Origin of the sequence: Acinetobacter sp. 2JN-4, from assembly GCF_003687745.1 — a bacterium.
GTDB classification, from domain to species: domain Bacteria; phylum Pseudomonadota; class Gammaproteobacteria; order Pseudomonadales; family Moraxellaceae; genus Acinetobacter; species Acinetobacter halotolerans.
Genome location: NZ_RDNY01000014.1, coordinates 49,554 through 56,385, shown reverse-complemented (window position 1 = coordinate 56,385; position 6,832 = coordinate 49,554). Strand labels below are relative to the sequence as shown.

Annotated in this window: 6 protein-coding genes; 1 reads left to right on the top strand and 5 read right to left on the bottom strand. The window is 40.3% G+C overall.

Annotation, left to right across the window (positions count from 1 at the left end):
• Positions 1–265: 265 nt before the first annotated feature.
• On the bottom strand, positions 266–1,498 hold the full coding sequence (gene tyrS / locus EAH57_RS15340; protein WP_121930803.1) for a tyrosine--tRNA ligase: 1,233 nt from the start codon (positions 1,496–1,498) through the stop codon (positions 266–268).
• Positions 1,499–1,559: 61 nt separating this feature from the next.
• Here tyrS and EAH57_RS15335 point away from each other — a divergent pair, with 61 nt between their 5' ends.
• Positions 1,560–2,693, top strand: coding sequence for an anhydro-N-acetylmuramic acid kinase (locus tag EAH57_RS15335; RefSeq protein WP_121930802.1), 1,134 nt, complete (start codon positions 1,560–1,562; stop codon positions 2,691–2,693).
• 51 nt (positions 2,694–2,744) lie between these two features.
• Here the strand turns inward: EAH57_RS15335 and erpA are convergent, their stop codons facing one another.
• The 4 genes from erpA to EAH57_RS15315 all read right to left on the bottom strand — a co-directional run bounded on the left by erpA (position 2,745) and on the right by EAH57_RS15315 (position 6,649).
• The gene (erpA, locus tag EAH57_RS15330; RefSeq protein WP_004672277.1) at positions 2,745–3,080 is read right to left on the bottom strand and encodes an iron-sulfur cluster insertion protein ErpA; all 336 of its coding nucleotides are present in this window, start codon (positions 3,078–3,080) and stop codon (positions 2,745–2,747) included.
• A 124-nt stretch (positions 3,081–3,204) separates the two neighbouring features.
• Entirely contained in the window at positions 3,205–4,209 is a 1,005-nt protein-coding gene (locus EAH57_RS15325; RefSeq protein ID WP_121930801.1) for a putative solute-binding protein, read from the bottom strand.
• Positions 4,210–4,494: 285 nt separating this feature from the next.
• A complete protein-coding gene (locus EAH57_RS15320) occupies positions 4,495–5,505 on the bottom strand; it encodes a putative solute-binding protein (protein ID WP_121930800.1) in 1,011 nt (336 codons plus the stop codon).
• A gap of 142 nt (positions 5,506–5,647) precedes the next feature.
• Entirely contained in the window at positions 5,648–6,649 is a 1,002-nt protein-coding gene (locus tag EAH57_RS15315) for a putative solute-binding protein (protein ID WP_121930799.1), read from the bottom strand.
• Positions 6,650–6,832 lie beyond the last annotated feature (183 nt).

Sequence of the window (6,832 nt, the reverse complement as noted above, 5' to 3'; positions counted from 1 at the left end):
GCAATTTAGATATTTTTAAAACTTATTCTTAAACACAAGATTTAAATCTTTCAATCCAAATCCTTGTTTCTCAACAAGTTTTTATCCGCATCACCGCCGATGGATGTGCATTCTACAGCATTTCTAACACCACACAACCCCTTTTTTTAACTTTTCCTTTCGCTTGTTTCTTTTTTCTACTAATTTGATGCTTTCGTTGTTTTTATCATCTATCTATGTATAAAAAGCAGGCTCAAGGCCTGCTTTTTATTGTTTTTATTTCGATTTAATCAGTGAAAGTCACACGTGCAATCGCTTTTTTACCAGATTGGATAATTAACGTGACATTCTCTTTTACAGAGAAACTCATATCGACCACATTCCAATCCACTTTAACTGCACCACGACCAACCGCATCTTTTGCAGCCGCCGCATTCGCGTTTAAACCTGCCACACGCAAAATCGTTGCAATAAATAACTCGCCACCAAACTCACCACGAGAGATGGTTACTTCAGGCGTATCTTCTGGTACTTCACCTTCAGTGACACGGTTACCTGCACTCTTATGCGCATTTTCAGCCGCTTCCGCATCATGGAACCGTTCGACCAGTTCAAGCGCTAAAATACGTTTGATTTCCTGCGGATTACGTCCTGCTGCCATTTCATCAAGCAAAACTTTGATTTCATCCAGTGATTTAAAGCTCAGTAAATCAAAGTAACGTTCAATCAAGCTATCTGGCATCGACAAGATTTTTTGGTACATCGCACCCGGTGTGTCAAATACACCAATATAATTACCCAAAGATTTAGACATTTTATTCACGCCATCTAAACCTTCAAGAATCGGCACAGTGATGCAGACTTGTGATTCTTGACCATAGCGACTTTGTAAAGTACGCCCCATCAGCAAGTTAAAGGTTTGGTCTGTTCCACCCAACTCCACATCCGCCTCAAGCGCAATGGAGTCATAGCCTTGCACCAATGGATATAGAAATTCGTGAATCGCGATAGGTTGGTGGTTATTATAGCGTTTGGTAAAGTCATCACGCTCTAACATACGTGATACAGTTTGTTGACTCGCCAATTGAATTAAATCAGCCGCAGTTTTTTGATTAAACCACTCCGAGTTAAAGCGTACTTTAGTTTTGTTTGGATCTAAGATTTTAAAAACTTGTTCTTGATAAGTTTTGGCATTGGCTTCAACTTGTTCACGAGACAACGGCGGACGTGTCGCACTTTTCCCAGATGGGTCACCGATCATCGCGGTATAGTCACCAATCAAGAAGGTCACTTCGTGTCCCAAATCTTGAAAAGTTTTAAGTTTATTAATCAGTACCGTATGCCCTAAGTGTAAATCAGGAGCCGTTGGGTCAAAGCCTGCTTTTACACGGAGTGGGCGATTCTCTTTGAGCTTCTTCAGTAAATCTTCATCAGAAATAATCTCGTGCGTGCCTCGTTGAATGAGAGCAAGCTGTTCTTCGACTGGCAAGAAATTTGACATCACAAAACCTAAACACATCAGTTATTCAATTTGTGCGATATACTACCATTTTTTCAGCATCTTGCAGGGGAAGTTGTATATGAGCGCAATCTATATTGGTGTAATGACAGGCACAAGCATGGATGGTGTTGATATTGTTGCAACTTCATTTGAGCCTTTAACCGTACACGCCACCTTAACGGTTCCTTTTGAGCCTGAGTTACGTGATGAACTGATGGCATTAACACTACCAGACGACAATGAAATAGATCGTATGGGCAAAGCCGATGTTGCTTTAGCGAAAATGATTGGGCATGGCATTAATGCGCTGATTGAAAAGAATCATTTAGATCGAACACAAATAAAAGCAATTGGTTCACATGGTCAGACCATTCGCCATCGTCCTGAATATGGTTTTACTCTACAAATTGGTGATCCGAATATCATTACTGAAATCACCCAGCTCCCTGTTATTTCCGATTTTCGTCGACGTGATATGGCTGCGGGTGGACAAGGTGCACCATTGGTACCAGCATTCCATCAAGCGTTATTTCAACATGACAGTATCCATCGTGTCATATTGAATTTAGGCGGTATCGCCAATGTCAGCATGCTGCCTGCGAACAATCCAAACGCTGTTTATGGTTTTGATACAGGCCCTGCCAATATTCTCATGGATGCATGGTGTCATCGCCATACTGGTCATCCCTATGATGAAAATGGCGATTGGGCCGCGTATGGCCAACCGATTCGCTCGCTACTTGATCGTTTACAGACACATGAATATTTTTCTAAAGAACCACCGAAAAGCACGGGTCGTGAAGACTTTAATCTTGAATGGTTAGATGATCAAATCAGTGATTGGCACAATGATCTCGAATATGAAGAGCTCGAAGATACGCCTGAAAATGTCCAAGCCACGCTGATGAAACTGACCACAAGAGCGATTAAGAAAGCGATTTATCGAAGCAAAGACTTGATGCCTACAGGTGAGGTCTATGTGTGTGGTGGTGGGGCTTATAACTCATTTCTGCTTGAACAATTACGCTGGCGTTTACGTAAACATAATTGGTCAGTGCAAACAACCGATGTGCTTGGTTTAGCACCCACGTGGGTCGAAGCAACTGCTTTTGCTTGGCTGGCAATGCGCTTCGTTGAACAGCTCAGTGGCAATCTACCAGCCGTCACAGGCGCATCAGGCGATCGTATTTTAGGTACGATTACGGCGGTATAAGCAATAAAAAAGCTTCTCAATCGGAGAAGCTTTTTTGAGATCAAGCATTTATTAGATCGAAAAAGATGACCCACATCCGCAAGTGGTCGTCGCATTCGGGTTTTGTATCACAAAACGAGAACCTTCCAGTCCTTCAAGATAATCAACCACTGAACCAACTAAGTATTGATAGCTTAACGAATCGACCAAAACTTTGACATCACCGTTGCTGAACTCAGCATCATCTTCATTGACACTTTCAGCAAAATTAAAGCCATAAGAGAATCCTGAACAACCGCCACCCGTGACATAAACACGTAGCATGAGGTCGTCATTCCCTTCACTTTCGCGCAATTGGCGAACTTTTTTGGCAGCATTATCTGACAATTCGAGAGCTTGGGCGTTCATGGTGGATATTCCTCAGACTTCAATACGTCTTTAATAAATTAAAAGACCCGATAATAAGTATAGCATACTCAATATCGGGTCTGTCTTTGAAGTTTTAAAGTGCAGTTAATGACTTTTTACAAGATTATTTATAATTCTCATCTTGTAAACCACACTCAAAATTCTTGGCATCTTCACGACAGCGGAACTGCCATAACAACTTCATCATACGTTTGTCATAAATACCGCGTTTGGTTAAATCAATACGCGCTTCACGCATTAATTTTTGATAGCCAGGTTTATCCGATGCAGGGACTTCCATCCAGTATTTTTGTGGAATATCTGCTTTCATTTTGCCTAAAATATCAACCGCACGTGGCAGTTGCGAACTGACCCATTGTCTTGATTTTTGCCCATACCCTTCTGGGAATTTATCTGAGCGAATAATAATATTTCCAGTCACTTGTAAAATTGGATAATTGACAATTGCGCCTTTAGTACCCAAACCTTTATGCAGCTCCAAAGGTTTAAATGCTGCTGCTGGTGCACCAATGATGTCCACTTGGCCATTATTAAATTTAGCACCAAAGTTAGTGACATCTGAACTCACTGCCTGAGCACCGACTTGAGACGCCATAATTTTCTGGGCTTCATCATAGTCCAGAACCGCGATTTTCTTTCCTGCAGCTTTCGCAACCGTATTAATCTCGCGATCGTTGACCATCAGATAAGCATCACCAATCGGAATGACACCGACCACTTCATATTTACCATTGACCATTGCTTTGGCAAATGTCTGGCTCGATAAGCCTTGCATGACTTTGACTGCAAACTTTAAATTGGTAATTGCTCCAATGGCATCGAGTGAACCTGTAAAAGAGTTAAATTGACGACCACGCATCCCTGTAATACTGACTGCATCACATTTACCTGCTTTAAAGTCTTCGGCAAGTACGGCTTCATTTTGTCCAACACGTAACTCAATGTCCGCACCCCATGCTTTCGCAGCAAGTTGATAGTCTTTCATCAAGGCGTATACATCGCCATTCCTTCCAACCAAATCAAATACACAAAGCGTTTGTTTTGCATGTGTGCTCAGAGAAAATGTTGCTACGCTTGAAGCGAGTAAAAACGTTTTAAACCATGGCATTTTATTTTTTCCTTTGCAGCGAGGCTAATTGTTGTTGCATGACATCAAAAACCAAACAATGAGTTAGTCTCGAATCGAAGTTCATCAAATGAATATGGGCTTAAATTTAATGGTGTTTCATCTTCCTGATCAAACATATTTTTAAATCTTCACGATTTCATCTGATTCTTATATCTCTATGATTACGGTCTTTCTAAGTAAAGACAATGACTAAAATGACACAAACAAAAAAACAAAAAGCCTAGATAAATCTAGGCTTTAAGTATGCTCTATAGCAATATTTGATTATTCACCCGGCAATGCACACTCGAAGTTCGCTTTGTCGACTGAACAACGTGCTTTCTTCAATACAGACATCATGCTCGCATCATAGATACCACGTTTGGTTAAATCCATACGACCATCACGGAGTAATTTTTGATATTTAAGTTTATCTTCAGCACTTAATTTCATTTTGTATTTTGCTGGGATTTCAGCTTCTAAACGCTTGATCATTGCAAATGCTTTCGGTAATTGCTTCACATGCCAATCACGAGATTTTTGACCAAAACCAGCTGGGAATTTTTCTGGACGAAGCACTAAATCAGCAGTCACATGCAATACAGGAAAATCAAACATCGCACCATTGGTACCTAAACCTTTGCTTAACTCTAATGGCTTATACGCATAAGCTGGCGCACCAACCATGTCGACCTGACCATTATTAAATTTCGCTGCAAAGTTCGAAATATCAGAAAGTACAGCTTGAGCGCCTACGCGTTGAACCATGATTTTTTGTGCATCATCATAACCCAATACCGCAAACTTCTTACCTGCTGCTTTTTCAATCGAGTTAATGCTCTTGTCGCGTACAAAGATAAACGCAGAACCAAGTGGTGCGATACCACCGATTTCGTATTTTTTCCCACTAAGGTTGGTTGTCATTTTAGCAGCGTTGCGCGTATCTAAAACAAAGGTAATTGCACGTTGTGCAATTACATTGCTGGTTACACCACCCAAAGAATCAATTGAACCCGCAAATTTATTATATGGACGAGCACGCATTGATGTCATCGCAACTGCGTCGCATTTACCCGCTTTGAAGTTGTTGTCTGCAACAGCTTCATCGGTCATTGCCACCAAGTTTACATCTGCACCCCAACCTTTGGCTGCTAGTGCCCAATCCTGCATCATTTTGTATGATTCACCAGATTTACCCAATAAATCAAATACACAAACTTCAACTTTATTTGCTTGCGCTGAAGCAGAAAAACCAACGATTGATGCAGTGATCACAGCTAATGCAATTTTTTTCATTTTTTCATCCTTCTACAAACTTGTGTCTGTACTCCATGTTCACAGCAAATATTAATCATGTTTTATTAAAAAAAATAGAGCTAATGCTCTATTTTTTGTGTCGATATTGCTATTTTTTGTCATTTTTTAACCAATTTATCTTTTACTCACCACTTAAAGAACATTCAAAATTGGTCCTTTCTACGGTACACCGTGCCCGTTTCAGTACATTCATCATGGTGGCATCATACACGCCTTGCTTGGTTAAATTCATGCGCCCATCACGTAACATTTTCTGATAACGCACCTTGTCGTCATTCGACAAGGTGATTCTTGCGGCATCCATACCTGCCTCTAGACGTTTCACCATCGCAAAGTTGGTTGGCAACTTTTTTACAAACCATTGTCGAGATTGAGTTGCAAAAGCAGTAGGAAATTTTCCTGGGCGAATAATTAAATCACCAGTAATATTCACAACAGGAAAATTAAATAATGCACCATTGACCAAACCTTTATTAATTTCTAAAGGCTTATAAGCATAAGCAGGGGCTGCAATCACATCAACTTGACCACGATTAAATTTCTGTACAAAATCTGAAATATTCGAGGGCACAGCAATCAGATTCATACTTTCAACAATGGTTTTTTGCGCTTGATCATAATGTAAATAAGCAAATTTCTTACCTTTGGCTTTTTCAATGGTATTTATATTTTTATCGCGTACAAAAATATAAGCCAACCCCACTTGAATGATTCCAGCAACCTCAAATTTTTCGCCATTTAAAGTCGCAATTAGACGATGTTTATTCCGTTTATCAAGTACAAAAGAAATTGCTTTTTGCGCAATTGCATTACTGGTTACAGCACCAACGGCATCAATCGAACCTGCAAATTTATTGTATTTCCGCGCTCGCATAGACGTCATGTACACGCCATCACACTTGCCTGCATCAAAATCACGCTCAGCTTTTTCTTCATCCTGATATGGAATAAGCTCGATATCCCCTCGCCAAGTTTGAGCTGAAAGTCGCCACTCCTCAATCAGCTTATATGACTCTCCCGCTCGTCCCAATAAGTCGAATACACAAACTTTTTGTTTTGCTTGCACTTGCGTGCTCATGACGAATAGAGTCGCGGCACTCAATGCCCAAAATCCTTTTTTCATCTTGTTTTCCCTTATTTACTATTTTGCATATTTTTCCATCAGCACCAAATGAATATAGTCAAATTTTGATCAAAATCATAGTGCTTTTATATACATACGTCGGGTTCTTATCAGTTTTAATCATATTCATCACATTTTTAAGCGTTCATTTAGCCACTGTGAAATGTCAGCAGCTACACATCT

Excerpts from the sequence above, each read along its gene's own strand:
- tyrS (WP_121930803.1), bottom strand. The coding sequence starts at position 1,498 with ATGTGTTTAGGTTTTGTGATGTCAAATTTCTTGCCAGTCGAAGAACAG.
- EAH57_RS15335 (WP_121930802.1), top strand. The coding sequence starts at position 1,560 with ATGAGCGCAATCTATATTGGTGTAATGACAGGCACAAGCATGGATGGT.
- erpA (WP_004672277.1), bottom strand. The coding sequence starts at position 3,080 with ATGAACGCCCAAGCTCTCGAATTGTCAGATAATGCTGCCAAAAAAGTT.
- EAH57_RS15325 (WP_121930801.1), bottom strand. The coding sequence starts at position 4,209 with ATGCCATGGTTTAAAACGTTTTTACTCGCTTCAAGCGTAGCAACATTT.
- EAH57_RS15320 (WP_121930800.1), bottom strand. The coding sequence starts at position 5,505 with ATGAAAAAAATTGCATTAGCTGTGATCACTGCATCAATCGTTGGTTTT.
- EAH57_RS15315 (WP_121930799.1), bottom strand. The coding sequence starts at position 6,649 with ATGAAAAAAGGATTTTGGGCATTGAGTGCCGCGACTCTATTCGTCATG.